Source organism: Pseudomonas sp. ok272 (genome assembly GCF_900109995.1).
Taxonomy (GTDB): domain Bacteria; phylum Pseudomonadota; class Gammaproteobacteria; order Pseudomonadales; family Pseudomonadaceae; genus Aquipseudomonas.
Genome location: NZ_FOCB01000005.1, coordinates 122,689 through 146,495, shown reverse-complemented (window position 1 = coordinate 146,495; position 23,807 = coordinate 122,689). Strand labels below are relative to the sequence as shown.

The following is a 23,807-nucleotide window of genomic DNA, read 5'->3' as shown; positions in this document are numbered from 1 at the left end:
GACGCGGCTTTCGCGAGCAGGCTCGCTCCCACATTGGATTCAGTGGACACAAAGGCTGTGTCTGGAGCCAATTCCCCTCTGTGGGAGCGAGCGCGGCTTGCCGGCCTGCGCGCTAAGTGAACAGTCACTCTCGGGCCTGCCACCTTTTGGCGCGTCGTTTTCAGATCCCTCGATGCCGTGCCAGGGGTGACACTCTGGCCCTGCGCGGTTCAAGGGGCTTCCCATGAGTGCTACCGATTTGCTCACAGGTGACGGTGCCGGACATTTCCGTGTCGGCCGGGAGACAGAGCCTGCACTGAATGCGCGGGCTTAGATAGACACATCGCGACGTCGTTTTCAGGAGTTATTGAACGCACATTCAAATTTAGGCATGGCAATTGCTCTGTCATCACAAAGCCCCGTCTCACGGTACGAGAACGATGGCCATAACAAGAGCCTCCGCCTGAGGCCATCACCCGCTTTGTGTGAGGAGATACCGCGATGACGTCGTTCAACTCCGGGGCCCAACCCCAGAACCGTGCGCCTCAATCCATCGGCTTTTTGCTGCTGGACAATTTCACGCTGATTTCCCTGGCCTCTGCCGTAGAACCCCTGCGCATGGCCAATCAATTGTCCGGACGCGAGCTGTATCGCTGGACCACCCTCACCGTAGATGGCGGCCAGGTCTGGGCCAGTGACGGGCTGCAGATCACCCCTGATGCTTCCATGCACAAGGCTCCGGCCCTGGACACCGTGATTGTCTGCGGCGGCATCGGCATCCAACGTACCGTGACCCGCGACCACGTGTCCTGGCTGCAAAGTCAGGCCCGCCAGTCGCGTCGCCTGGGCGCGGTGTGTACCGGCAGTTGGGCCCTGGCCTGTGCCGGCTTGCTCGATGGCTTTGATTGCAGCGTGCACTGGGAATGCCTGGCCTCGATGCAGGAAGCCTTCCCTCGCGTGGCCATGAGCACTCGCCTTTTCACCCTCGACCGCAACCGTTTCACCAGCTCCGGCGGCACCGCGCCGCTGGACATGATGCTGCACCTGATCAGTCGCGATCACGGCCGCGAGCTGTCGGCGGCGATCTCCGAGATGTTCGTCTACGAGCGCATCCGCAACGAACAGGATCACCAGCGCGTGCCGCTCAAGCACATGCTGGGCACCAACCAGCCGAAGCTGCAGGAAATCGTCGCGCTGATGGAGGCCAATCTCGAAGAGCCCATCGACCTGGATGAGCTGGCGGTGTATGTCGCGGTGTCCCGTCGGCAGTTGGAGCGGCTGTTCCAGAAGTACCTGCACTGCTCGCCGTCGCGCTACTACCTCAAGCTGCGCCTGATCCGTGCCCGGCAGTTGCTCAAGCAAACGCCGATGTCGATCATCGAAGTGGCGTCGGTCTGCGGCTTCGTCTCCACGCCGCACTTCTCCAAGTGCTACCGCGAATACTTCGGCATCCCGCCGCGTGACGAGCGCGTGGGCTCCAACAACTCCCAGCAGGTGGCAATGATGCCGATCCCGCAGGCCATGGTGCTGGCACCATTGTCCGGGCCGATGTCGGCGCTGAGCCAGGCGCGCAATGAGTCGACGTTTGCCAGTGTGAGGTTGTAGACCCAGGCGCCTTCATTCGCGAGCAGGCTCGCTCCCACAGGGGATCGTTGGTGGGCACAACAGGTGTGAACACCCTGGATTCCCGTGGGAGCGAGCCTGCTCGCGAAAGGGTTCTCTCAGGCGCTACGCGATTGCTGGTACTGCGCCAGCGCCGGCAACAGCTGCTTGTCGATGGCCTGGCGCACGGCCGGCAAGATGGTTGCGCTGCTGGTGTACATCTGCTTGACCAGGGTGCGCAGGCTGTTGGCCCGCACGTCGTTCAAGCCGCGTACCGCGCACTCGCAGGCTTGCTCGGCGGTGGCGCCGCTGGGCACGTCGAAGCCCAGCGCCTTGAGCTGGCCCAACAGGTCTTCCTGGTCGATCAAGTCGGCGAACATCATGGCGCAATCCTTCTTCAAGGGAATGGTGTCTGCCTGGATTCTGGTGGTGGGGCGGGGCGGGGGCAAGGATGTTTTGCCTGGATGTCCGCGATACCTATGAACAGGTCGTTTTCGGCTAACTGGCCCGGTGGGTGAGTGGGCACACTGGTCCCAGCTCGCATGGCGAAGGTTTGGTCGCCCTCGTGCATGGGCTCCTCAAGCGTACATTGTGCCCCGCTCCCGTCACGGCTGGATCGGGGCTTTTTTTGCTGTGTGAGGCAGGTGTTTTTTGGGTGCCTGGGCGGGTGCCTTCGCGAGCAGGCTCGCTCCCACATGGGAGTACCGGTGGGAGTGAGCCTGCTCGCGAAGAACGATGACGCGGTCTAGTTCTTTTCCACGGGCAGGGCAATCACCCGCCCCACATACGCCGGCACCGGCAAGTCCCGCTGTTGTTCGCGGATCGCTTGCAAGGCATTCAGCGCCACCGACCCGAACGGTGCCGAGCGCGGTCCGGCGAGGTCGACGTGGAGCAGCATTTGCTCGTTGCCCGCCAGTTCCTGGTCGTCACCCACCCGATGCAGGCTGTGATAGAGGTGCAGGCGTTTGCGGTCAAAGCCGATGATCTGGGTCCGCACTTCGACCTCGGCGCCGAGCTTCACTTCGTGCAGGTAGTTGAGGTGCACTTCGAGGGTGAACAGTGAGTGGCCTGAGGCTTCGCGGTGGTGGGCGTCGAGCCCTAGCCGATCCATCAGCGCGTCGGTGGCGTAGCTGAAGATCAGCAGGTAGAAGGCATCGCGCAGGTGGCCGTTGTAGTCGACCCAGTCGGGGTGGATGGTGGTTTGGTAGGTGGTGAGGGTGGGCATCAAGAGTGATCCAGAAAAGGGGGTGACGGGTCTGTTCCTTTCGCGAGCAGGCTCGCTCCCACAATAGGTCAGCGTCGTACACATATCGTGCGTACACAGAAGATTCCTTGTGGGAGCGAGCCTGCTCGCGAAGGCGCCAACGCTGCTGGCCAGGCTACTCGCTGAAACTCATCCCATGCTTGGCCTTGGTGGTCTTCACCGCTTCCAGCACGGCCAGCAGGCAATCATCACGATAGCGCTCCAGCGCCGCGATGCTATGGCTGCCGAGTTGTTCGGTGGTGCCGTCGACCACATCGTCGATCAGTTTGTCGGTCAGTGGCGGCGCCGGCAGGTAGGTCCAGGGCAGTTGCAGGGCCGGGCCGAATTGGGCCATGAAGTGGCGCATGCCGGCATCGCCGCCGGCCAGGGTGTAGGTGAGGAAGGTGCCCATGAACGACCAGCGCAGGCCGGCGCCAAAGCGGATCGCATCGTCGATCTCGCCGGTGGTGGCCACGCCGTCGTTGACCAGGTGCAGGGCTTCGCGCCACAAGGCTTCGAGCAGGCGGTCGGCGATGAACCCCGGGACTTCCTTGCGCACATGCAAAGGTCGCATGCCCAATGATTGGTAGACCTTGATCGCCGCCTGCACGGCCTCGGGGGCGGTGTGTTTGCCGCCGACCACTTCCACCAGTGGCAGCAGGTAGACCGGGTTGAATGGATGCCCGACCACGCAGCGCTCCGGGTGGGTCGCACCCTCGTAGAATTCGCTGGGCAACAGGCCCGAGGTGCTGGAGGCGATCAGTGCGTCGGGCTTGGCCGCCGCGCTGATTTTGCCGTGCAGTTCGAGCTTGAGATCGAGGCGTTCCGGGGCGCTTTCCTGGATGAAGTCGGCTTCGCGAACGCACGCTTCGATGGTGGCGACAAAGCGCAGCCGGTCCTGCGATGCGCCGGGCGCCAGGCCTTGTTGCTCTAGGGCGCTCCAGGCATTGGCGACGCGCTTGCGCAGGGCCGCTTCGGCGCCGGGCGCGGGGTCCCAGGCCACCACGTCCAGGCCATGGGCGAGGGCGCGGGACACCCAGCCGCTGCCGATGACACCGCTGCCCAGGGCCGCGAAGGTTTTGATCTCGGTGATGAAGCTCATGGTGATGTCCTGAAAGAGGTCGATGATCCCTTGTGGGAGCGGGCTTGCCCGCGAAGAGGCCGGTACATTCGACGCTTCTTCAGGGGTAGAACCACCGCTTCGCGGGCAAGCCCGCTCCCACAGGTTTAGTGTTCGGTGTGGGTTAGCCGCGCTTGCTCAGACCCATCTTCACCCGCCCTTCGGCGGGGGTCAGGACGCGGGCGCCGAGGCGGCTGAGGATTTCGCCGGCGCGTTCCACCAGTTGGCCGTTGGTGGCCAGCACGCCCTTGTCCAGCCAGAGGTTGTCTTCCAGCCCGACCCGCACGTTACCGCCGAGCAACACGGCCTGGGCGGCCATTGGCATTTGCATGCGGCCGATGCCGAAGCCGGCCCACACCGCGCCCGCGGGCAGGTTGTCGACCATGGCTTTCATGGTGGTGGTGTCGGCCGGCGCGCCCCAGGGGATGCCCAGGCACAGCTGGAACAGCGGGTCCTCCAGCAAGCCTTCCTTGATCAATTGCTTGGCGAACCACAGGTGGCCGGTGTCGAAGATCTCCAGCTCGGCCTTTACCCCCAGTTCGGTGATGCGCTTGGCGCCGGCGCGCAGTTGGGCCGGGGTGGACACGTAGATGGTGTCGCCGTCGCCGAAGTTCAGGGTGCCGCAGTCCAGGGTGCAGATTTCCGGCAGCAGGGCCTCTACGTGGGCCAGGCGGGCCAGCGGGCCGATCAGGTCGGTGTTGGGGCCGAACTCCATCGGGTGCTCGCCGCCACCGATCTCCAGGTCGCCGCCCATGCCGGCCGTGAGGTTGACGATGATGTCGACGTCCGCCTCGCGAATGCGCTCCATCACCTCGCGGTACAGCGCCACGTCGCGGCTGAACTGGCCGGTCTCGGGGTTGCGCACGTGGCAGTGGACCACGGTGGCCCCGGCCTTGGCGGCTTCCACGGCGGCGGCCGCGATCTGCTTGGGGGTGATGGGTACGTGCGGGCTCTTGGCGGTCGTGTCGCCAGCACCGGTGAGTGCGCAGGTGATGATGACGTCGTGGTTCATGGGGCGGCTTCCTTCAGGCGTAGTGATTCAGCGCGCAGCCACAATTGGCTGCGCGGTGTTGTGTGCGCAGGGTTACTGGCTGGTCAGTTGCAGGTGCTCGGCGGCCGGCTTGCCGTCGAAGGTGGTCACGCCTTGCAGCCAGCGCTGCTGGTCCTGTGGGTGATCCTTGAGCCACTGCTTGGCGGATGCGAAGGCGTCCTTGTGGTCGAGCAGCGGTTGCATCATCCGGCTCTCGTCCTCGGCGGTGAAGGTCAGGTTGGTCAGCAGCGTGTGGATGTTGGGGCACTGCTGCGCGTAGTTGGGCGAGGTCACGGTCCAGACGGTCGCCGAGCCTTCGTCCGGGCCCAGGGCGTCGTCGCTGCCGGTGAGGTAGGTCATCTTGACGTTGACGTTCATCGGGTGCGGCGCCCAGCCGAAGAACACCACGGCCTCGTTGCGGCGCACCGCGCGATCCACCGCCGCGAGCATCCCGGCCTCGCTGGATTCGACCAGCTGGAATTGGCCCAGGCCAAACTGGTTCTTGGTGATCATTGCCTTGATCTGGGTGTTGGCGCCCGAGCCTGGCTCGATGCCGTAGATCTTGGCGCCCAGTTCCTTCTGGAACTTGGCAATGTCGGCGAAGGTCTTCAGGCCCTTGTCGTACAGGTAGGTCGGCACGGCCAGGGTGGCGCGGGCGTCCTTGAGGCTGGGCGCGCTGAGCACGGTGACCTGCTGGGCGGTGACGAACGGGGTGATGGTCTGGGTCATCAGCGGGTTCCAGTAGCCCAGGAACAGGTCCAGGCGCTGGTCGCGGATGCCGGCGAAGATGATTTGCTGGGAGGCGCTGGTTTGTTTGGTCTTGTAGCCGAGGCCATCGAGCAGCACTTGGGTCATGGCGCTGGTGGCGATGACATCGGTCCAGTTCACCACCCCCATGCGCACGTTCTGGCAGGCGGCAGGGTCGGCGGCCATGGCGCCGGAGCTCAAGAAAGCGGTACCGCTGAGTGCAAGAACACAGCTGCTGAACAGTCGTTTCATGGTGGGTTCCTCGGCAGGTCGTTATTGTCGGTTCCGGCGTCTGTTGCGTCGGTGCTGTCACGTTACGCAGGTCAACATGCCAGAAAGCGCACAGTGGCGACCCGCTCTTGCACAGTAGCGACCTGTGCGCTTGTCCGGGGCCTGCAAGTGCGCTATCAACGTCCCCACGCTGCCCGTCCTTCGGAGTGCGCTCCATGTCCCAGGATTTTTACTTTCTGTTGATGCCGGGGTTCTCGGCCATCGGCTTTATCTCGGCGATCGAACCGCTGCGGGTGGCCAACCGCTTTCGCGGCGAGCTGTACCGCTGGCATGTGCTGAGTGCGGACGGCGGCCCGGTGTTGGCCAGCAATGGCATGTCGATCAACGCCGATGCGGCGCTGGAGTCGCTGGACAAAGGCGCCACCTTGCTGGTGGTCGCCGGCTTCGAACCCTTGAAGTTCGTCAATCCGCCATTGGTGCACTGGCTGCGGCGTCTGGATCACGAGGGCGTGACCCTGGGCGGGATCGACACCGGCAGTTTTGTCCTGGCCCAGGCGGGTCTGCTCGAGGGTTATCGGCTGACGTTGCACTGGGAAGCCATCGATGCGTTCAAGGAGTCGTTTCCACAGTTGAGCGTGACCCAGGAACTGTTCGAGATCGACCGTCGGCGCATCACCTCGGCGGGCGGCACGGCCTCCATCGACCTGTTGCTCGACCTGATCGCCCAGGCCCATGGCCCGGAACTGGCGATCCAGGTCAGCGAGCAATTTGTGCTCGGGCGCATCCGCCCGCGCCAGGACCACCAGCGCATGGAGGTCGCCACGCGTTATGGCGTCCGCAACAAGAAACTGGTGCAGGTGATCGGCGAGATGGAGCAGCACAGCGAGCCGCCGCTGAGTACCCTGGCGCTGGCGGACGCGATCAAGGTCACGCGTCGCCAGCTGGAGCGCCTGTTCCGCCTGCACCTGCACGCCACCCCAAGCAATTTCTACCTCGGCCTGCGCCTGGAAAAGGCCCGCAAACTGCTGCGCCAGACCGACATGAGCGTGCTGGAAGTGAGCATCGCCTGCGGCTTTGAATCACCGTCCTACTTCACCCGCAGCTACCGGGCGAAGTTTGCCCAGTGCCCGCGCGAGGACCGGCGACGACTGGGGGATGGACGCGAGCTGGCCTGAGCACCCCGGCCCCGTAGGAGCGAGGCTTGCCCGCGAAAACGGTGGTGGATGTACCGACGCCTTCGCGAGCAGGCTCGCTCCCACAGAGGGGGAGTGGTGGCTGGGCGAGCGGGTTTACTGCTTGATCAACGCCGCACACGCCGTCTTGTAGGCCTCATGCTGGTACTTGTTCAGCGTCGCCGGCAGGTCAAAGGCGTGTTTCTTGTACTGCGCGTTGAGGGTTTGCGGCGACAGCAGGCTCACCTCGCAGCCGTCCAGCAACTGCAACACCCCTTCGATCTTGAACGTGGTCGGGCCGCCGGCGAACTCGCCCTTCTTGCTGCGCTTCTTGATGGCGATCCGCTCGATGCCTTGTTCGCGGACAAAGGCGGCGACCTGGGCGGCGAAGCGGCGCACGTTGTTCGCGTCATCGTCATCGTCGAGGGCGATTTTCTTGGTGGCCAGGGGCAGGTGGCCCAGCGCCTGGCCGTCGAGGGAGGCGAGGGCGATGATCGCTTCACTGCCTTTGATTTCGATACCGCAGATGTTCATGGGGAGATGCCTTGGGGGAAATAAGGAGAGGGTAAGCCATCACGATGCGCGGCTTTTGTGGGAGCGAGCCTGCTCGCGAAGACGTCCACGGTCGACGCGGCTATCGCTTCCGTCGGCAAGCCGGTCTCGCTCCCACAGGTTCAGTGTCTTGGCGGGCACTTTAGTCCTGGGCAATCGACTCAAGAAACTCCGACCGCTCGTCGCTTTTGCTCGCCAGGCAGTCGTTGAGGTCGATGGCGTAGGTCTTGCTGCCGACGGCGGCGGGGAAGGGCGCAATCGCGCAATCGGCGTCGCGCGAGGCCACCCACAGCTGTTGGGCGGTGTTGAGCTTGGCGGTGATGTCGGCGAGCTTGGCCTTGTCGCTGCCGGCCTGGGCTTTGACGCGCTCAAGCAGACCGTCGAGGTTGTCCTTGAGCAACTGTTCGGCGGTGGTTTTGCTGTAGACCGAGCATGTCAGGGTCTGGATGTCGTTTTCGACCGCGTCGCACGGGTTGTTGTCCGTGTCTTCAGCGGCCTGTACGCCGCTGGCAACCAGTGCCAAAGCCAAGAGGATCGATTTCATGTGCGCCGCCCTGCATCCAATGATGCGGCGGATTCTGGCGCAAGCGCGCACTAAAGAACAGGCGGGCGGGAGGCACCGGCGGTAAGCCTTTGTCGTTGCTTGACGCTTTCGGCAAACCCCCTGTCGTTTTTGCACCCGGCTGCCCGGGCACCGAAGCATATGCTGGCCCCAAAGCGCCGGCAGACGATTCGGCGCATGAATCGACCATAAGGGGACCGCCTGATGAGCCCAGCCGAACTGCACGCCGACAGCATCGTTATCGACGGGCTGATCATTGCCAAGTGGAACCGTGAGCTGTTTGAAGACATGCGCAAGGGCGGCCTGACCGCCGCCAACTGCACCGTGTCGGTCTGGGAAGGCTTCCAGGCCACGGCCAACAACATTGCCTCCAGCCAGAAGCTGATCCGCGACAACAGCGACCTGGTGCTCCAGGTGAAAACCACGGCGGACATCCGCAAGGCCAAGGAACAGGGCAAGACCGGGATCTTCTTCGGCTTCCAGAATGCCCATGCCTACGAGGACCAGATTGGCTACGTCGAGCTGTTCAAACAGCTGGGCGTGGGCATCGTGCAGATGTGCTACAACACCCAGAACCTGGTGGGCACCGGCTGCTACGAGCGTGATGGCGGGCTGTCGGGGTTCGGGCGCGAGATCGTCGCCGAGATGAACCGGGTGGGCGTGATGTGCGACCTGTCCCACGTCGGCTCCAAGACCAGCGAGGAGGTGATCCTCGAATCGAAGAAACCGGTGTGCTACTCCCACTGCCTGCCGTCGGGGCTCAAGGAGCACCCGCGCAACAAGTCCGATGAAGAACTCAAGTTCATCGCCGACCACGGCGGCTTTGTCGGCGTGACCATGTTCGCGCCGTTCCTGGCCAAGGGCATCGACTCGACCATCGACGACTACGCCGAAGCCATCGAGTACACCATGAACATCGTCGGCGAAGACGCCATCGGTATCGGCACCGACTTCACCCAGGGCCATGGCCAGGAGTTCTTCGAGTACCTGACCCACGACAAGGGCTACGCCCGCCGCCTGACCAGTTTCGGCAAGATCATCAACCCGCTGGGCATCCGCACCGTGGGCGAGTTCCCCAACCTCACCGAGACCCTGCTCAAGCGCGGCCATCCCGAGCGCGTGGTGCGCAAGATCATGGGCGAGAACTGGGTGAATGTCCTGAAGGACGTCTGGGGCGAGTAACGCGGACTCAAGACCGCCGCCGATCTGCCCCCTCTCCTGTGGGAGAGGGCTGGGGTGAGGGCTGCGGCCAACACTGAATCTACATTTTTCCGGAGTTAAGTTTCCATGGCCAAGATCGCCCCGCAATTGCCTATCGAAGTCGACAGCGAGACCGGTGTCTGGACCTCTGACGCCCTGCCGATGCTCTACGTGCCCCGGCATTTCTTCGTCAACAACCACATGGGCATCGAGGAAGTGCTGGGGGCCGAGGCCTATGCCGCGATCCTCTACAAGGCCGGCTACAAGTCCGCGTGGCACTGGTGCGAAAAAGAAGCCGAATGCCACGGCCTGGAAGGGGTCGCGGTGTTCGAGCACTACATGAAGCGCCTGTCGCAACGTGGCTGGGGGCTGTTCAAGATCCAGGACATCGACCTGGATAAAGGCACCGCCAGCATCAAGCTCGAACACTCGGCGTTCGTCTACGTCTACGGCAAGGTCGGGCGCAAGGTCGACTACATGTTCACCGGATGGTTCGCCGGGGCCATGGACCAGATCCTGGCCGCCCGCGGCAGTCAGATCCGCACCGTTGCCGAACAAGTCTACGGTGGCTCCGAAGCAGGCCACGACGACGGTTTGTTCATCGTCAAGCCGTTGTAAGTCGAGGATCCTGCCATGGCTTTCGAAGCAATGTTCGCGCCGATCCAGATCGGCAAGCTGACCATCCGCAACCGCGTGCTCAGTACCGCCCACGCCGAGGTCTACGCCACCGACGGCGGCATGACCACCGACCGCTACGTGAAGTACTACGAAGAAAAAGCCAAGGGCGGCATCGGCCTGGCGATCTGCGGCGGCTCCTCGGTGGTGGCCATCGACAGCCCGCAGGAGTGGTGGGCCTCGGTCAACCTGTCCACCGACCGCATCATCCCGTACTTCCAGAACCTGGCCGATGCGATGCACAAGCATGGCGCCAAGATCATGATCCAGATTACCCACATGGGCCGCCGCTCGCGTTGGGACGGCTTCAACTGGCCGACCCTGATGTCGCCGTCGGGCATTCGCGAGCCGGTGCACCGCGCCACCTGCAAGACCATCGAGCCGGAAGAAATCTGGCGGGTGATCGGCAACTACGCCGAGGCCGCGCGCCGGGCCAAGGCCGGCGGGCTGGACGGCGTGGAGCTGTCGGCGGTGCACCAGCACATGATCGACCAGTTCTGGAGCCCACGCGTCAACAAGCGCACCGACGAATGGGGCGGCAGTTTCGAAGGGCGGATGAAGTTCGGCCTGGAAGTGCTCAAGGCGGTACGGGCCGAAGTGGGCCCGGACTTCTGCGTCGGCATCCGCCTGTGCGGGGATGAGTTCCACCCGGACGGCCTGTCCCACGAGGACATGAAGCAGATCGCCAAGTACTACGACGACACCGGCATGCTCGACTTCATCGGCGTGGTCGGTTCGGGCTGCGACACCCACAACACCCTGGCCAACGTGATCCCCAACATGAGCTTCCCGCCGGAGCCGTTCCTGCACCTGGCGGCCGGGATCAAGGAAGTGGTCAAGGTCCCGGTGCTGCACGCGCAGAACATCAAGGACCCGAACCAGGCCACGCGCATCCTCGAAGGCGGCTATGTCGACATGGTCGGCATGACCCGCGCCCACATTGCCGACCCGCACCTGATCGCCAAGATCAAGATGGGCCAGATCGACCAGATCAAGCAGTGCGTCGGCGCCAACTACTGCATCGACCGCCAGTACCAGGGCCTGGACGTGCTGTGCATCCAGAACGCCGCGACGTCCCGCGAGTACATGGGCGTGCCGCACATCATCGAGAAAACCACCGGCATCAAGCGCAAGGTGGTGGTGGTCGGCGCCGGTCCCGCGGGGATGGAAGCGGCGCGGGTTGCCGCCGAACGCGGGCATGACGTGACCCTGCTGGAGAAAAAGGACTTCATCGGCGGGCAGATCACCACCGCCTCCAAAGCCCCGCAGCGCGACCAGATCGCCGGTATCACGCGCTGGTATCAATTGGAGCTGGCGCGCCTGAAGGTCGACCTGCGCCTGGGGGTAGCGGCGGATGCGCCGACCATCCTCGACCTGCGCCCCGACGTGGTGGTGCTGGCGGTGGGTGGGCATCCGTTCGTGGAGCAGAACGAACACTGGGGCGCGGCCGAAGGGCTGGTGGTCAGCAGTTGGGACGTGCTCGACGGCAAGGTGGCGCCCGGCAAGAACGTGCTGGTCTACGACACCATCTGCGAGTTCACCGGGATGTCGGTGGCCGACTTCCTCGCCGACAAGGGCTGTCAGGTCGAAATCGTCACCGACGACATCAAGCCGGGCGTGGCCATTGGCGGCACCTCGTTCCCGACCTACTACCGCAGCATGTACCCCAAGGAAGTGATCATGACCGGCGACATGATGCTGGAAAAGGTCTACCGCGAAGGCGACAAGCTGATTGCCGTGCTGGAGAACGAATACACCGGCGCCCAGGAAGAACGGGTGGTCGACCAGGTGGTGGTGGAGAACGGCGTGCGCCCGGACGAGGAGATCTACTACGCGCTCAAGCCGGGCTCGCGCAACAAGGGCCAGATGGACGTCGAAGCGCTGTTCGCGATCAAGCCGCAACCGTGCCTGAGCGAGGAGGGCGAGGGCTACTTGCTGTTCCGCATCGGCGACTGCGTGGCCCAGCGCAATACCCACGCGGCGATCTATGACGCACTCAGACTGTGTAAAGACTTCTAACGGCTTGCACACAACCTTTGTGGGAGCGGGCTTGCCCGCGAAAGCGGTGGATCAGTCGACTCAACGGTGGCTGACAGCATGCATTCGCGGGCAAGCCCGCTCCCACAGGGACCGAGTCAGGCATCTAGACCGGCATAAGCCCGAGGTCTTTGGGAGCTTCACCTATGTTGAACACCCTGCTTCCCCTCCTGCTGTTTGCCGCCCTGGGCCTCGCGGTCCTCGGCGCGCTGCGGCGGATGAACATGTGGCGTCGGGGCCGAGCGTCCCCGGTCGATCTGATCGGCGGCCTGCTGGCCATGCCCAAGCGCTACATGGTCGACCTGCACCACGTGGTGGCGCGGGACCGGTACATCGCCAACACCCACGTCGCCACGGCGGGCGGGGCCGTGGCGTCCATCGTGCTGGCGATTGTCGTGCACGGTTTCGGCCTGCATAACCGCTGGCTCGGCTACGCGCTGTTGCTGATGACCGCGGTGATGTTCGTCGGCGCGGTCTTCGTCTACCGGCGCCGGCGCAACCCACTGGCGCGCTTGTCCAAAGGCCCGTGGATGCGCCTGCCCAAGAGCCTGCTGGCGTTCGCCGCGAGTTTCTTTGTGGTGACGCTGCCGGTCGCCGGCCTGCTCCCGGAGCACTTCGGCGGCTGGTTGCTGGCGACGATCCTCGGGGTCGGCGTGCTGTGGGGCGTGTCGGAACTGTTCCTGGGCATGACCTGGGGCGGGCCGATGAAACACGCGTTCGCCGGCGCCCTGCACCTGGCCTGGCACCGCCGTGCCGAGCGGTTTGGTGGCGGTCGCTCGACCGGCCTCAAGCCCTTGGACCTGAATGATCCGCGTGCGCCGCTGGGGGTGGAGACACCCAAGGATTTCACCTGGAACCAACTGCTGGGCTTCGATGCCTGCGTGCAGTGCGGCAAGTGCGAAGCCGCGTGCCCGGCGTTCGCCGCCGGCCAGCCGTTGAACCCGAAAAAGCTGATCCAGGACATGGTGGTCGGCCTGGCCGGTGGCACCGATGCCGCGTTCGCCGGCAGCCCTTATCCGGGCAAGGCCGTGGGCGAGCACGCGGGCAATCCCCATCAACCGATCGTCAACGGCCTGGTGGACGCTGACACACTGTGGTCGTGCACCACCTGCCGGGCCTGCGTCGAAGAGTGCCCGATGATGATCGAGCACGTGGACGCCATCGTTGATATGCGCCGGCACCTGACCCTGGAGAAAGGCGCGACGCCGAACAAGGGCGCCGAAGTCCTGGAGAACCTGATCGCCACCGATAACCCGGGCGGCTTTGCGCCGGGCGGACGGATGAACTGGGCGGCGGACTTGAACCTCCCGCTGCTGGCCGAGCAGAAAGCCTGCGACGTGCTGTTCTGGGTCGGCGACGGCGCCTTCGACATGCGCAACCAACGGACCCTGCGCGCCTTCGTCAAAGTGCTGAAGGCGGCCAAGGTCGACTTCGCCGTGCTGGGGCTTGAGGAGCGTGACAGCGGCGACGTCGCCCGGCGCCTGGGCGATGAGGCGACGTTCCAGCGGCTGGCCCGGCGCAACATCCAGACCCTGGCCAAGTACCGCTTCAACCGCATCGTCACCTGCGACCCCCATAGCTTCCACGTGCTGAAGAACGAATACGGCGCCTTCGATGGCCAGTACCTGGTGCAGCACCACAGCACCTACATGGCGCAACTTATCGAGGCCGGTGCCCTCAACCTCGGCCAGCACACTGGCAGCAGCGTGACCTACCACGACCCGTGCTACCTGGGGCGCTACAACGGCGAATACGAGGCGCCGCGCCAGGTGCTGCGCGCGCTGGGGATCGAGGTCAAGGAAATGCAGCGCTCGGGCTTTCGTTCACGCTGCTGCGGGGGCGGGGGCGGGGCGCCGATCACCGACATCCCGGGCAAGCAACGCATCCCCGACATGCGCATGGACGACATCCGCGAGACCGGCGCCGAACTGGTGGCCGTGGGGTGCCCACAGTGCACGGCGATGCTCGAAGGGGTGGTCGAGCCCCGGCCGTTGATCAAGGACATTGCCGAGCTAGTGGCCGATGCCTTGCTGGAAGAGGCCTCACCGGCCAAGACCGCCAACCCGCGTGAAACCGTGGAGGTGCACTGATGAGCGACATAATCCGCCGCGACCCGCGGGCCGAATGGATCGCCCGCAACCGCTTGCACCCGTTGCACGCGGCCATGCAACCACACCAACAGAGCTGGATGGGGCCCAACGGCGTCCTGCGCAAGAACGTCCACGGTGTCGGCTTCATCGGCCCCAACGGCCTCAAGCGCATCGACCGCAGCGGCGCCCAGCAAGGCGGGGCGGCCAAGCGTACGGCGGCGGTTGCGGTGCAACTGCCGTTGCATCAGGTGCCGGCGCCGGCGTTCTACATCGGCGTGGTGCCGGACATGGTCGGCGGGCGCCTGAGCAGCCACGACCGCGACCTGCTGGGCCTGGCTCACCAATTGGCGGGCAAGGACGGCGCGGTGCTGGCGGTGGTGTTTGGCGAACACAAGGAGACGGCCTTCAGCGCGGCCGGCGTCGACCGCCTGTTAGTGCTCACGGGGGATGAGTTCGACGGTTATGCACCGGAGCAACGGGTGCAGGGCCTGCGGGCTGTGGATAACCAATTCACCCCACGCCACTGGTTGCTGCCCGACAGCCGCACCGGCGGCGGTGAGTTGGGTCGGCGCTTCGCCGCGACCCTGGGCGAACGCCCGGCCACACGGGTCTGGCAGGTCACCGACGAGCACTGCATCGGCCGTGCCGGCGCCGGCTTGCAGGACCTGGCGCGGCCATTGGCGCGCTTGATCCTGGCGGCGGTGGAGTGTGCCGAGCCGGTCAGCGAGACGCGGCATGCAGCTTTGCCCGTGGAGTTATCCACAACCGTGGCCCGCAGTCTGTCGCGGATCGAGGATTTGGGCGCGGTGGCGGTGGACCCGGCAGCCATTCCCATGGCCGAGGCCGAGTTCATCGTCTCGGGCGGCAACGGGGTCAAGGACTGGGCGCTGTTCCACCAGGCCGCAGCGGCCCTGGGCGCTACCGAAGGCGCGTCGCGGGTGGCGGTGGACGACGGCTTCATGGCCCGCGACCGCCAGGTGGGCGCGTCGGGCACCTGGGTCACGGCGCGGGTCTACGTGGCCGTGGGGATCAGCGGGGCGATCCAGCACCTGCAAGGCATCGGCGCCTGCGACAAGGTGGTGGCGATCAACCTCGACCCCGGCTGCGACATGATCAAACGGGCCGACCTGTCGGTCATCGGCGAAAGTGCCGGGATTCTTCAAGCCTTGATCGACGCGGTCCAGGCGTACCGCAACGATGCCAAGCGCGATGCGGCTTAAGGGAAGGGAACGCTCATGAATACACACGTCATCAGCCTGGTGTCCATCGGCGCCCACCCGACCTCGGGTCGGCCACGGCGCGCCGAACAGGACGCCCGCGCCGTGGAGCTGGGCCTGCAACTGGCGGGGGATAACCTGCGCGTGCTGCACGCCGGGGACATCGCCGAGCCGGCGCTGCGGGCCTACCTGGGGATGGGCCTGGCGCAACTGCACGTGCTGGAACAGCCGGCGGGCGCCGACGCATTGCCGGCACTGAGCGAGTACCTGCGCGATGCCGGGGCCCAGGTGGTGCTGACCGGCACCCAGGCGGAAACCGGCGAGGGGTCGGGGATGCTCCCGTTCCTGCTGGCCGAGAGCCTCGGCTGGCCGCTGGTGGTGGGGCTGGCGCAGGTCGAGTCCATTGATGGCAGCACGGCGCTGGTGCTGCAAGCGTTGCCCCGTGGCCAGCGTCGACGCCTGAAGGTGCGTTTGCCGTTCTTGGCCACGGTGGATAACGCCGCGCCCAAGCCCCGGCAAAGCGCGTTCGGCCCGGCCCGGCGCGGGGTGTTGCAGGCCGAGGACGTGGAAGTGGTCGACGACGAGTTGCTGGCCGTCGCCACCTTGCAACCGGCCAAGCCCCGGCCCAAGCGCCTGAAAGTGATCAAGGCCAAGAACGGCGCCGACCGCATGAAAGCCGCCACGGCCAAGGCCAGCGGCGGTGCGGGGCACGTGCTCAAGGGCGTGAGCGCCGAGGAGGGCGCCCAGGCGATTCTCAAGCTGCTGATCGAAGAGGGTGTGGTGCGCTGAGACGTCGAACCCATTTGCCCTGTGGGAGCGAGCCTGCTCGCGAACGCGGTGGGTCAGTCACCCTCGATGTCGGCTGGCAGGACCTCTTCGCGAGCAGGCTCGCTCCCACAAGGTGGCGTGCGCTGAAACAGCCCCTGTAGGAGCGAGGTGGCGATTGCGAAGGTTATCAACAATCCCTGTGCGTGCTTCTGTGGATAACGTGTTCGCCCATCGCTACAGCCCCCGCCCGGCAAGCCCTGCGCGGCCTGGTACAAAAAACAACCAACCTAACCTACGGTTTTTACTGGGGTTTTTACGAGGGTGAGGCCACGACTTGCCCCCAATCTCTGTTGGCGCTTCTGTGGATAAGATGTTTGCTGTCGGCTGCAGGCCTTATAGAACGGTGCGTGCGGGCTTCTGATCAATAATTAACCAAATCAGCCTGTTGCTCCTTGGTTGATCGCTCAATGCCAGGAAATAAGCGGCTTTCAGGTGGTTTTCCACAGTGCCGGTGGGCTGTGCGCAAGTTGCCCCCAAAGTCTGTTGGTGCTTCTGTGGATAAGGTGTTCGCTATCCGCTGCAGGCCACGTAGACCGTGATCTGTAAGAGCTTGATCAAATATTGATCAGGCTTGCGCGGGATCGGCCGATTTGAATAAGTCACGGTTTTTATTCAGTTTCTTTCAGCGCGATGGACGACTTGCGCACATTTACTGTGGGCTGTCTTGTGGATAAGTTGTTAGGCGATGGCTGCGGGGCAGGCCCGGGGCGGCCTGCACGGTGGTTGGATGTTTTTTGTACATCCGTGGGCCTTGGTGTGGGAGCGAGCAAGCCCGCTCCACCTCGGCGCTGTGTCGGTTATCCGGAGACCGGCACGCCCTTGAGGTACGGCGCAGGCTCGGCCCCCAAGTTGTTCAGCAGCCGTTCGCTGTACCAATCGACGAAATTCACCACGCCAAACTCATAGGTCTTGGAGTACGGCCCGGGCTGGTAGGCATCGGAGTTGATCCCGCGCTGGTTCTCTTCGGCCAGGCGGCGGTCCTGGTTGTTGGTCGCATCCCACACTTCGCGCATGCGTTCCACGTCGTAGTCCACGCCTTCGACCGCGTCCTTGTGGACGATCCACTTGGTGCTGACCATGGTTTCCTGGGCACTGATCGGCCACACGGTGAACACGATGATGTGATCGCCCATGCAGTGGTTCCACGAGTGCGGCAGGTGCAGGATGCGCATCGAACCCAGGTCGGGGTTCTGGATCCGGCCCATCAGTTTCTTGCAGCCTTGCTTGCCGTCGAGGGTCATCGACACGGTGCCCTTGAGCAGCGGCATGCGCACGATGCGGTTACGCAGGCCGAAGCTGGCGTGGGCGTAGGGGATCTTCTCGGCTTCCCAGGCGGCGGCGGAGGCGGCCACGTGGTCCTTGAACGCCTGGTCGGCGCGCGGGTCGGTGACGTCGTCCCACTCCAGCAGGGTCTTGAGCAACTCCGGGTGCGAGGCGTTGCAGTGGTAGCACTCGCGGTTGTTCTCCAGCACCAGCTTCCAGTTGGCCTTCTCCATCAAGGTGGTGTGCACCGCCACCTTGGTGTTCTCCATGTCGTAGGGTTCCATGTAGTGGTCGAGCGTCGACAGGAAGTCATCGATGGCCGGCGGGTTTTGCGCCAGGCTGATGAAGATGTAGCCGCCAGCGGTCTTCACGTTCACCGGCTTGAGGCCGTACTGCTTCATGTCGAAGTCGGCGCCCATCTCGGTGCCGGCGAACAGCAGGCGCCCGTCCAGCTCGTAGGTCCACTGGTGATAGTGGCAGACCAGCTTGGCGACCTTGCCCTTGTCGCTGGTGCACAGGCGCGAGCCACGGTGCCGGCAGACGTTATGGAAGGCATGCACCACGCCCTCGGCGCCCCGAATCACGATGATCGGGTTCTTGCCGATTTGCAGGGTCAGGTAGTTGCCTTTGGCCGGGATCTCGCAGGTCATCCCGGCGATCAACCACTCCTTTTGGAAGATCTCTTGCATGTCGATATCGAACAGCCGCTCATCGGAGTAGAACGGTTGTGGCAGCGAGAACGTACGTTCGCGCTCCTGCAGCATCTGGGCGGTGGCCTTGCGTGCGGGTTCCAGTGGATCGCCCAGGCTCAGGGGGGTGGTGACGTCCATCGTGTGTGTCCTCATGGCCATCTGCGTGGCCGCGAAAGTGGCTGATCAGGTTTACTACGCAAGGCATAAAGAAAGCGTCTTCATGTGCAGCGAGTGTGGGGCCGATGCGGGCGGGAACCTTATCCATGGGCGACATGGCCCACTCTGTTCCCGACGCGCCAGCCCCGGTAACAGGGGGCTGGTCGCGATAAGCATGTGAATGTCGCAGATAGGTAAATGGGCGCCCTGCGCTATACGCAGAATCGCCAGCATGAGGCCGACCGTCGGCCGTGGAGATCAGCATGTCCAACAGTTTCCTGAACCCGGTAAGCACCCAGACCTGGGCCAATGGCCGGCACATCGTGCGGTGCGTCAAAGTCATCCAGGAAACCTGGGACGTGCGCACGTTCTGCTTCATGGCCGACCAGCCGATCATGTTCTTCTTCAAACCGGGGCAGTTCGTCACCCTGGAGCTGGAAATCGACGGCCAGCCGATCATGCGTTCGTACACCATCTCCAGCTCGCCGTCGGTGCCCTACAGCTTTTCGGTGACCATCAAGCGCGTGCCGGGCGGCAAGGTCTCCAACTGGCTGCACGACACCCTGCAGGAAGGCCAGGAACTGGCGGTGCACGGGCCGGTCGGGCTGTTCAATGCGATGGACTTCACCGCGCCGAAAGTCTTGTACTTGAGCGGCGGCGTGGGGATCACCCCGGTGATGTCGATGGCCCGCTGGTTCTACGACACCAACGGCAATGTCGACATGGTGTTTATCCACAGCGCCCGCTCGCCCAAGGACATCATTTACCACCGCGAGCTGGAACACATGGCCTCGCGCATCGATAACTTCAGCCTGCACCTGATCTGCGAGAAGCATGGCCTGGGTGAACCCTGGGCCGGCTATCGTGGCTACCTGAACCACAAGATGCTCGAGCTGATGGCCCCGGACTTCCTCGAGCGCGAAGTGTTCTGCTGCGGCCCGACGCCGTACATGACGGCGGTCAAGCGCCTGCTGGAAGCGGCCGGTTTCGACATGACCCGCTATCACGAGGAATCCTTCGGCGCGACGCCCCCCGAAGCCCGCGCCGATGCGGTGGAGCAAGCCGAGCAAGCGGCCGAGGCCCCGGAAATCGACGTGGCCGACCTGCACCAGGTGGAATTCACCGCCTCGGGCAAGAGCATCCGCGTGGCCCCGGGCGAAACCGTGCACGCCGCCGCGGCCAAGCTCGGCCTGTTGATCCCCAAGGCCTGCGGCATGGGCATCTGCGGGACGTGCAAGGTGTTGAAGCTGGGGGGCGAAGTGGAGATGGAGCACAACGGCGGGATCACCGAGGACGACGAGGCCGAGGGGTACATCCTGTCGTGCTGCAGCGTGCCGAAGGGCGATGTGCGGATTGAGTTCTGACAGGCGTGTGGGAGCGAGCCTGCTCGCGAAGAGGACGGTACATTCAACATCAATGTTGACTGGCCCATCGCCTTCGCGAGCAGGCTCGCTCCCACAGCGGTATCTACCCGGGCGGGGTCACCGGTCAGTCGACAAACAAATCCGTCATCAACGGCGCATCGCTGTCCGGCGCAAACCGGTAGTGCGCGAACTCGGTGATGCCCTGTTCACGAAGTATTTGCTCATCAATCAGCAAGCGCCCAGTCATGCTGCGCCCGCTGCTGCTGAGAATCGCGTGGGCGGCGTCGGCCATGATCGTGGGCAGGCGCGCATGTTTGAACGACTCGCGGTTGCCCAGCTGGAACTCGATGGCGGCGGTGGCGATCATGGTCTGTGGCCACAGCGAGTTGACGCTGATGCCGTGGGCCTTGAATTCTTCGCTCATGCCCAGGGTCAGCATGCTCATGCCGTACTTGGTCACGGTGTAGGGGCTGTACTGGGCGAACCACTGGGTCGCCAGGTTCAGCGGCGGCGACAGGTTGAGGATGTGCCCGCCGGACTTTTTCAGGTACGGCAGGGCGGCCTGGCTGCACAGCAGCACGGCGCGGGTGTTGATCTGGTGCATCAGGTCGAAGCGCTTGAGCTCGATGTGGGCCACACCGGTCAGCTTGATCGCCCCGGCGTTGTTGACCAGCGCGTCGATGCCGCCGAAGTGTTCATTGGCCTGGGCCAGCGCGGCCCGCACGGCGTCTTCCTCGCGCACGTCCAGTTGCAGGGCCAGGGCCTGGCCGCCGGCGGCCCGGACTTCCTCGGCAACGCTGAAGATGGTGCCGGGCAGCTTGGCGTGGGGTTCGGCGCTCTTGGCCGCGATCACGATGTTGGCCCCATCCCGCGCGGCGCGCAGGGCAATCTCACGGCCGATGCCGCGGCTGGCGCCGGTGATGAACAGGGTTTTACCTTTGAGTGACATGCGCGAGCTCCTGCTGAGTGTTGTTTGGGCGAGGGCCCACGACTGTGTGGGAGCGAACCTGCTCGCGAAAGCGGTAGGTCAGTCAACCTTGAGGTTGATTGTGCCGACGCCATTGCCGGCAAGCCGGTCTCGCTCCCACAGGGGTGACGCGCCTTAGGCCGACATCACCTCACGGATATCCGCCGCCAGCTCGCGCACCCGTTCTTCTTCGGTGTCCCAGGAGCACATGAAGCGTGCGCCGCCCTTGCCGATGAAGGTGTAGAAGCGCCAGCCCTTGGCGGTCAAGGCGGCGACGGCCGATTCCGACAGTTGCAGGAACACGCCGTTGGCCTGCACTGGGAACATCAGCTCGACGCCCGGAATGTCGCTGACCAGCTCGGCCAGCAACTGCGCGCAGTGGTTGGCGTGGCGGGCGTATTTGAGCCAGGCGTTGGTCTCCAGGATGCCGACCCAGGGGGCCGAGAGGAAACGCATCTTCGACGCCAGTTGCCCGGCCTGCTTGCAGCGGTAGTCGAAGTCTTCGGCCAGCTTCTGGTTGAAGAACAGGATCGCTTCACCCACGGCCATGCCGTTCTTGGTGCCGCCGAAGCACAGCACATCGACGCCGGCTTTCCAGGTCAGGTCGGCCGGCGAGCAGCCGAGGAACGCGCAGGCGTTGGAGAAGCGGGCGCCGTCCATGTGCAGGTTCAGCCCCAGTTCCTTGCAGGTGACGCTGATGGCGCGGACTTCTTCCGGGGTGTAGACGCTGCCGACTTCGGTGGCCTGGGTCAGGGTCACGACGCGGGGCTTGGGGTAGTGGATGTCCTGGCGCTTGAGGGCGATCTCGCGGATCGACTCCGGTGTCAGCTTGCCGTTTTCGGTGCGCGCGACCAGCAGCTTGGAGCCGTTGGAGAAGAACTCCGGCGCGCCGCATTCGTCGGTCTCGACGTGGGCGGTCTCCGAGCAGATCACGCTGTGGTAGCTCTGGCACAGCGACGACAGCGCCAGGGAGTTGGCCGCCGTGCCGTTGAAGGCGAAGAACACTTCGCAGTCGGTTTCGAACAGTTGGCGGAAATGGTCCGAGGCGCGGGCGGTCCATTCATCGTCGCCGTAGGCGCGTTGGTGGCCCTGGTTGGCCAGCTCCATGGCGGCCCAGGCCTCAGGGCAGATACCGGAATAGTTGTCGCTGGCGAATTGTTGGCTCTTGTCGGTCATGGCCCGGGTTTTCCGTGGTCGAGGCGCTTGTGGCGCTTCTTGGTCAATGTGAGGTGCACCTTAGCGAAGATCATTCGCCGGGCACACGGTCGGTCGTTTTCAGGACGTTACCAGTTTGCTGGCGATTTATGCACTCACTCTCCCACACAACAGCTGTCCCTGTGGGCTGGACACAGGTCTTGTGCCCACCGGGGATTTGGGTTGGGTACAGGTCTTGTGCCCACTGGCGATCACTGTGGGAGCGGGCCTGCCCGCGATGAGGTCGTGCCAGTCGGCATCACTGCCGCTGACGGGCGGTGGGTTAAGACAGTTGCTCCCACCCTGGTCCACGGCGAACACACATCCGGGGACCAGCTCAATTCCTTGGAGCGAGGCTTGCCCGCGAAGGCGGTAAGCCTGACGACATCGATGTTGAATGGGCTGGCCGGTTCGCGGGCAAGCCTCGCTCCTACGGGCTCAGCCCAGATTCCTGCTCGCGATGCCGCAGAGATCCTCATCAAGCTGACTCTTTGTGCCCATGTCGTAAACGCACCTTTGCGTGGCGCCCATAGGCATTTGGCCGGTCTGCCCCGGCCCTACCATCGCATCCAAAGGGCAACTGCCTGACCGAGACGAATGGCGCACCGCCGCCGCTGGGAGAGACGCGATGTTCAGCAAGCAAGACCAGATCCAGGGCTACGACGATGCATTGCTGGCGGCGATGAATGCCGAGGAGCAACGCCAGGAAGATCACATCGAGCTGATTGCGTCCGAGAACTACACCAGCAAGCGCGTGATGCAGGCCCAAGGCAGCGGCCTGACCAACAAGTACGCCGAAGGCTACCCGGGCAAGCGCTATTACGGCGGCTGCGAACACGTGGACAAGGTCGAGGCCCTGGCCATCGAGCGCGCCAAGCAACTGTTCGGCGCCGACTACGCCAACGTCCAGCCGCACTCCGGCAGCCAGGCCAACGCCGCGGTCTACCTGGCGCTGCTCAATGCCGGCGATACCGTGCTGGGCATGAGCCTGGCCCACGGCGGCCACCTGACCCACGGCGCCAAGGTGAGTTTCTCCGGCAAGCTCTACAACGCCGTGCAGTACGGCATCGACACTGCCACCGGCTTGATCGACTACGACGAAGTCGAGCGCCTGGCCGTGGAACACCAGCCGAAAATGATCATCGCCGGCTTCTCCGCCTACTCCAAGACCCTGGACTTCCCACGCTTCCGGCAAATCGCCGACAAGGTGGGCGCCTATTTGTTCGTTGACATGGCGCATGTGGCCGGATTGGTGGCCGCCGGCCTGTACCCGAACCCTCTGCCTTACGCCGACGTGGTCACCACCACCACCCACAAGACCCTGCGCGGTCCACGCGGCGGGCTGATCCTGGCCCGCGCCAACGAAACCCTGGAGAAAAAACTCAACGCCGCGGTGTTCCCCGGCGGCCAGGGCGGCCCGCTGATGCACGTGATCGCCGGCAAGGCCGTGTGTTTCAAGGAAGCGCTGGAGCCCGGCTTCAAGGCGTATCAGCAACAGGTGATCGACAACGCCCAGGCCATGGCCGGCGTCTTTATCAAACGTGGCTACGATGTAGTGTCCGGCGGCACCGATAACCACCTGTTCCTGGTCAGCCTGATCCGCCAGGGCCTGACCGGCAAGGACGCCGACGCCGCCCTGGGGCGTGCCCACATCACCGTCAACAAGAACGCCGTGCCCAACGATCCGCAGTCGCCGTTCGTCACCTCGGGCCTGCGCATCGGCACCCCGGCGGTGACCACGCGCGGCTTCAAGGTTGCCCAGTGCAGCGAGTTGGCGGGCTGGATCTGCGACATCCTCGACAACCTCGGCGATGCCGATGTCGAGGCCAATGTCGCCAAGCACGTGACGGCCCTGTGCGCGGACTTCCCGGTTTATCGCTGAGCGC

At 64.3% G+C, this 23,807-nt stretch carries 20 protein-coding genes; 10 read left to right on the top strand and 10 right to left on the bottom strand.

What is annotated here, in order from left to right:
* Positions 1-480 precede the first annotated feature (480 nt).
* Positions 481-1,584 carry a choline metabolism transcriptional regulator GbdR gene (locus BMW74_RS10135; RefSeq protein WP_093417946.1) on the top strand — a complete coding sequence of 368 codons (1,104 nt, stop codon included), beginning with the start codon at positions 481-483 and terminating at the stop codon, positions 1,582-1,584.
* A gap of 116 nt (positions 1,585-1,700) precedes the next feature.
* Here the strand turns inward: BMW74_RS10135 and BMW74_RS10130 are convergent, their stop codons facing one another.
* From BMW74_RS10130 to choX, 5 genes are all read right to left on the bottom strand, one after another.
* A complete protein-coding gene (locus BMW74_RS10130) occupies positions 1,701-1,964 on the bottom strand; it encodes a hypothetical protein (RefSeq protein ID WP_093417943.1) in 264 nt (87 codons plus the stop codon).
* Positions 1,965-2,326: 362 nt separating this feature from the next.
* A complete protein-coding gene (locus tag BMW74_RS10125) occupies positions 2,327-2,806 on the bottom strand; it encodes a thioesterase family protein (protein WP_093417941.1) in 480 nt (159 codons plus the stop codon).
* Between the two features lie 154 nt (positions 2,807-2,960).
* Positions 2,961-3,926, bottom strand: a complete 966-nt coding sequence (locus BMW74_RS10120) for an L-carnitine dehydrogenase (protein WP_093417936.1) — start codon at positions 3,924-3,926, stop codon at positions 2,961-2,963.
* A 142-nt stretch (positions 3,927-4,068) separates the two neighbouring features.
* Positions 4,069-4,956: a 3-dehydrocarnitine:acetyl-CoA trimethylamine transferase CdhC gene (locus tag BMW74_RS10115; RefSeq protein WP_093417932.1), complete on the bottom strand. Its 888-nt coding sequence runs from the start codon at positions 4,954-4,956 to the stop codon at positions 4,069-4,071.
* 72 nt (positions 4,957-5,028) lie between these two features.
* The gene (gene choX, locus BMW74_RS10110; RefSeq protein ID WP_093417927.1) at positions 5,029-5,973 is read right to left on the bottom strand and encodes a choline ABC transporter substrate-binding protein; all 945 of its coding nucleotides are present in this window, start codon (positions 5,971-5,973) and stop codon (positions 5,029-5,031) included.
* Positions 5,974-6,167: 194 nt separating this feature from the next.
* Here choX and BMW74_RS10105 point away from each other — a divergent pair, with 194 nt between their 5' ends.
* On the top strand, positions 6,168-7,127 hold the full coding sequence (locus BMW74_RS10105) for a GlxA family transcriptional regulator (RefSeq protein ID WP_093417924.1): 960 nt from the start codon (positions 6,168-6,170) through the stop codon (positions 7,125-7,127).
* A gap of 114 nt (positions 7,128-7,241) precedes the next feature.
* Here BMW74_RS10105 and BMW74_RS10100 read toward each other — a convergent pair whose 3' ends face one another.
* Both BMW74_RS10100 and BMW74_RS10095 read right to left on the bottom strand, forming a co-directional pair.
* A complete protein-coding gene (locus BMW74_RS10100) occupies positions 7,242-7,658 on the bottom strand; it encodes a DUF3010 family protein (protein ID WP_093417921.1) in 417 nt (138 codons plus the stop codon).
* A gap of 160 nt (positions 7,659-7,818) precedes the next feature.
* A complete protein-coding gene (locus BMW74_RS10095) occupies positions 7,819-8,220 on the bottom strand; it encodes a lysozyme inhibitor LprI family protein (RefSeq protein WP_093417917.1) in 402 nt (133 codons plus the stop codon).
* A gap of 222 nt (positions 8,221-8,442) precedes the next feature.
* On the opposite strand from BMW74_RS10095, the gene BMW74_RS10090 reads away from it, so the two are divergent.
* The 6 genes from BMW74_RS10090 (at position 8,443) to BMW74_RS10065 (ending at position 16,246) form a co-directional block, all read left to right on the top strand.
* On the top strand, positions 8,443-9,420 hold the full coding sequence (locus BMW74_RS10090; protein WP_093417914.1) for a dipeptidase: 978 nt from the start codon (positions 8,443-8,445) through the stop codon (positions 9,418-9,420).
* Between the two features lie 105 nt (positions 9,421-9,525).
* Entirely contained in the window at positions 9,526-10,056 is a 531-nt protein-coding gene (locus tag BMW74_RS10085) for a 4-vinyl reductase (protein WP_093417911.1), read from the top strand.
* A gap of 15 nt (positions 10,057-10,071) precedes the next feature.
* Positions 10,072-12,132, top strand: a complete 2,061-nt coding sequence (gene dgcA / locus BMW74_RS10080; RefSeq protein WP_093417908.1) for a dimethylglycine demethylation protein DgcA — start codon at positions 10,072-10,074, stop codon at positions 12,130-12,132.
* 164 nt (positions 12,133-12,296) lie between these two features.
* A complete protein-coding gene (gene dgcB, locus BMW74_RS10075) occupies positions 12,297-14,240 on the top strand; it encodes a dimethylglycine demethylation protein DgcB (RefSeq protein ID WP_093417905.1) in 1,944 nt (647 codons plus the stop codon).
* On the top strand, positions 14,240-15,460 hold the full coding sequence (locus BMW74_RS10070; protein ID WP_093417902.1) for an electron transfer flavoprotein subunit alpha: 1,221 nt from the start codon (positions 14,240-14,242) through the stop codon (positions 15,458-15,460). The genes dgcB and BMW74_RS10070 overlap by 1 nt, the downstream gene beginning before the upstream one ends.
* 15 nt (positions 15,461-15,475) lie before the next feature.
* Positions 15,476-16,246, top strand: coding sequence for an electron transfer flavoprotein subunit beta (locus BMW74_RS10065; protein ID WP_093417899.1), 771 nt, complete (start codon positions 15,476-15,478; stop codon positions 16,244-16,246).
* A gap of 836 nt (positions 16,247-17,082) precedes the next feature.
* Here BMW74_RS10065 and gbcA read toward each other — a convergent pair.
* A complete protein-coding gene (gene gbcA, locus BMW74_RS10060) occupies positions 17,083-18,378 on the bottom strand; it encodes a glycine-betaine demethylase subunit GbcA (protein WP_093417896.1) in 1,296 nt (431 codons plus the stop codon).
* Between the two features lie 281 nt (positions 18,379-18,659).
* Between gbcA and gbcB the strand changes: the two genes are divergently transcribed.
* The gene (gene gbcB, locus BMW74_RS10050; RefSeq protein WP_093417890.1) at positions 18,660-19,760 is read left to right on the top strand and encodes a glycine-betaine demethylase subunit GbcB; all 1,101 of its coding nucleotides are present in this window, start codon (positions 18,660-18,662) and stop codon (positions 19,758-19,760) included.
* 124 nt (positions 19,761-19,884) lie between these two features.
* Here gbcB and BMW74_RS10045 read toward each other — a convergent pair whose 3' ends face one another.
* A complete protein-coding gene (locus tag BMW74_RS10045; RefSeq protein ID WP_093417885.1) occupies positions 19,885-20,709 on the bottom strand; it encodes an SDR family oxidoreductase in 825 nt (274 codons plus the stop codon).
* A 153-nt stretch (positions 20,710-20,862) separates the two neighbouring features.
* Positions 20,863-21,903, bottom strand: coding sequence for a threonine aldolase family protein (locus BMW74_RS10040; RefSeq protein WP_093417881.1), 1,041 nt, complete (start codon positions 21,901-21,903; stop codon positions 20,863-20,865).
* A gap of 646 nt (positions 21,904-22,549) precedes the next feature.
* Here BMW74_RS10040 and glyA point away from each other — a divergent pair.
* Positions 22,550-23,803 carry a serine hydroxymethyltransferase gene (glyA, locus tag BMW74_RS10035; RefSeq protein WP_093417878.1) on the top strand — a complete coding sequence of 418 codons (1,254 nt, stop codon included), beginning with the start codon at positions 22,550-22,552 and terminating at the stop codon, positions 23,801-23,803.
* The last annotated feature ends 4 nt before the right edge of the window (positions 23,804-23,807 follow it).

Excerpts from the sequence above, each read along its gene's own strand:
- dgcB (WP_093417905.1), top strand. The coding sequence starts at position 12,297 with ATGTTGAACACCCTGCTTCCCCTCCTGCTGTTTGCCGCCCTGGGCCTC.
- BMW74_RS10115 (WP_093417932.1), bottom strand. The coding sequence starts at position 4,956 with ATGAACCACGACGTCATCATCACCTGCGCACTCACCGGTGCTGGCGAC.
- BMW74_RS10040 (WP_093417881.1), bottom strand. The coding sequence starts at position 21,903 with ATGACCGACAAGAGCCAACAATTCGCCAGCGACAACTATTCCGGTATC.
- BMW74_RS10135 (WP_093417946.1), top strand. The coding sequence starts at position 481 with ATGACGTCGTTCAACTCCGGGGCCCAACCCCAGAACCGTGCGCCTCAA.
- BMW74_RS10090 (WP_093417914.1), top strand. The coding sequence starts at position 8,443 with ATGAGCCCAGCCGAACTGCACGCCGACAGCATCGTTATCGACGGGCTG.
- choX (WP_093417927.1), bottom strand. The coding sequence starts at position 5,973 with ATGAAACGACTGTTCAGCAGCTGTGTTCTTGCACTCAGCGGTACCGCT.
- BMW74_RS10100 (WP_093417921.1), bottom strand. The coding sequence starts at position 7,658 with ATGAACATCTGCGGTATCGAAATCAAAGGCAGTGAAGCGATCATCGCC.
- glyA (WP_093417878.1), top strand. The coding sequence starts at position 22,550 with ATGTTCAGCAAGCAAGACCAGATCCAGGGCTACGACGATGCATTGCTG.
- BMW74_RS10065 (WP_093417899.1), top strand. The coding sequence starts at position 15,476 with ATGAATACACACGTCATCAGCCTGGTGTCCATCGGCGCCCACCCGACC.
- BMW74_RS10045 (WP_093417885.1), bottom strand. The coding sequence starts at position 20,709 with ATGTCACTCAAAGGTAAAACCCTGTTCATCACCGGCGCCAGCCGCGGC.
- BMW74_RS10130 (WP_093417943.1), bottom strand. The coding sequence starts at position 1,964 with ATGATGTTCGCCGACTTGATCGACCAGGAAGACCTGTTGGGCCAGCTC.
- BMW74_RS10120 (WP_093417936.1), bottom strand. The coding sequence starts at position 3,926 with ATGAGCTTCATCACCGAGATCAAAACCTTCGCGGCCCTGGGCAGCGGT.
- BMW74_RS10125 (WP_093417941.1), bottom strand. The coding sequence starts at position 2,806 with ATGCCCACCCTCACCACCTACCAAACCACCATCCACCCCGACTGGGTC.
- BMW74_RS10070 (WP_093417902.1), top strand. The coding sequence starts at position 14,240 with ATGAGCGACATAATCCGCCGCGACCCGCGGGCCGAATGGATCGCCCGC.
- BMW74_RS10095 (WP_093417917.1), bottom strand. The coding sequence starts at position 8,220 with ATGAAATCGATCCTCTTGGCTTTGGCACTGGTTGCCAGCGGCGTACAG.
- BMW74_RS10085 (WP_093417911.1), top strand. The coding sequence starts at position 9,526 with ATGGCCAAGATCGCCCCGCAATTGCCTATCGAAGTCGACAGCGAGACC.
- BMW74_RS10105 (WP_093417924.1), top strand. The coding sequence starts at position 6,168 with ATGTCCCAGGATTTTTACTTTCTGTTGATGCCGGGGTTCTCGGCCATC.
- gbcB (WP_093417890.1), top strand. The coding sequence starts at position 18,660 with ATGTCCAACAGTTTCCTGAACCCGGTAAGCACCCAGACCTGGGCCAAT.
- dgcA (WP_093417908.1), top strand. The coding sequence starts at position 10,072 with ATGGCTTTCGAAGCAATGTTCGCGCCGATCCAGATCGGCAAGCTGACC.
- gbcA (WP_093417896.1), bottom strand. The coding sequence starts at position 18,378 with ATGGACGTCACCACCCCCCTGAGCCTGGGCGATCCACTGGAACCCGCA.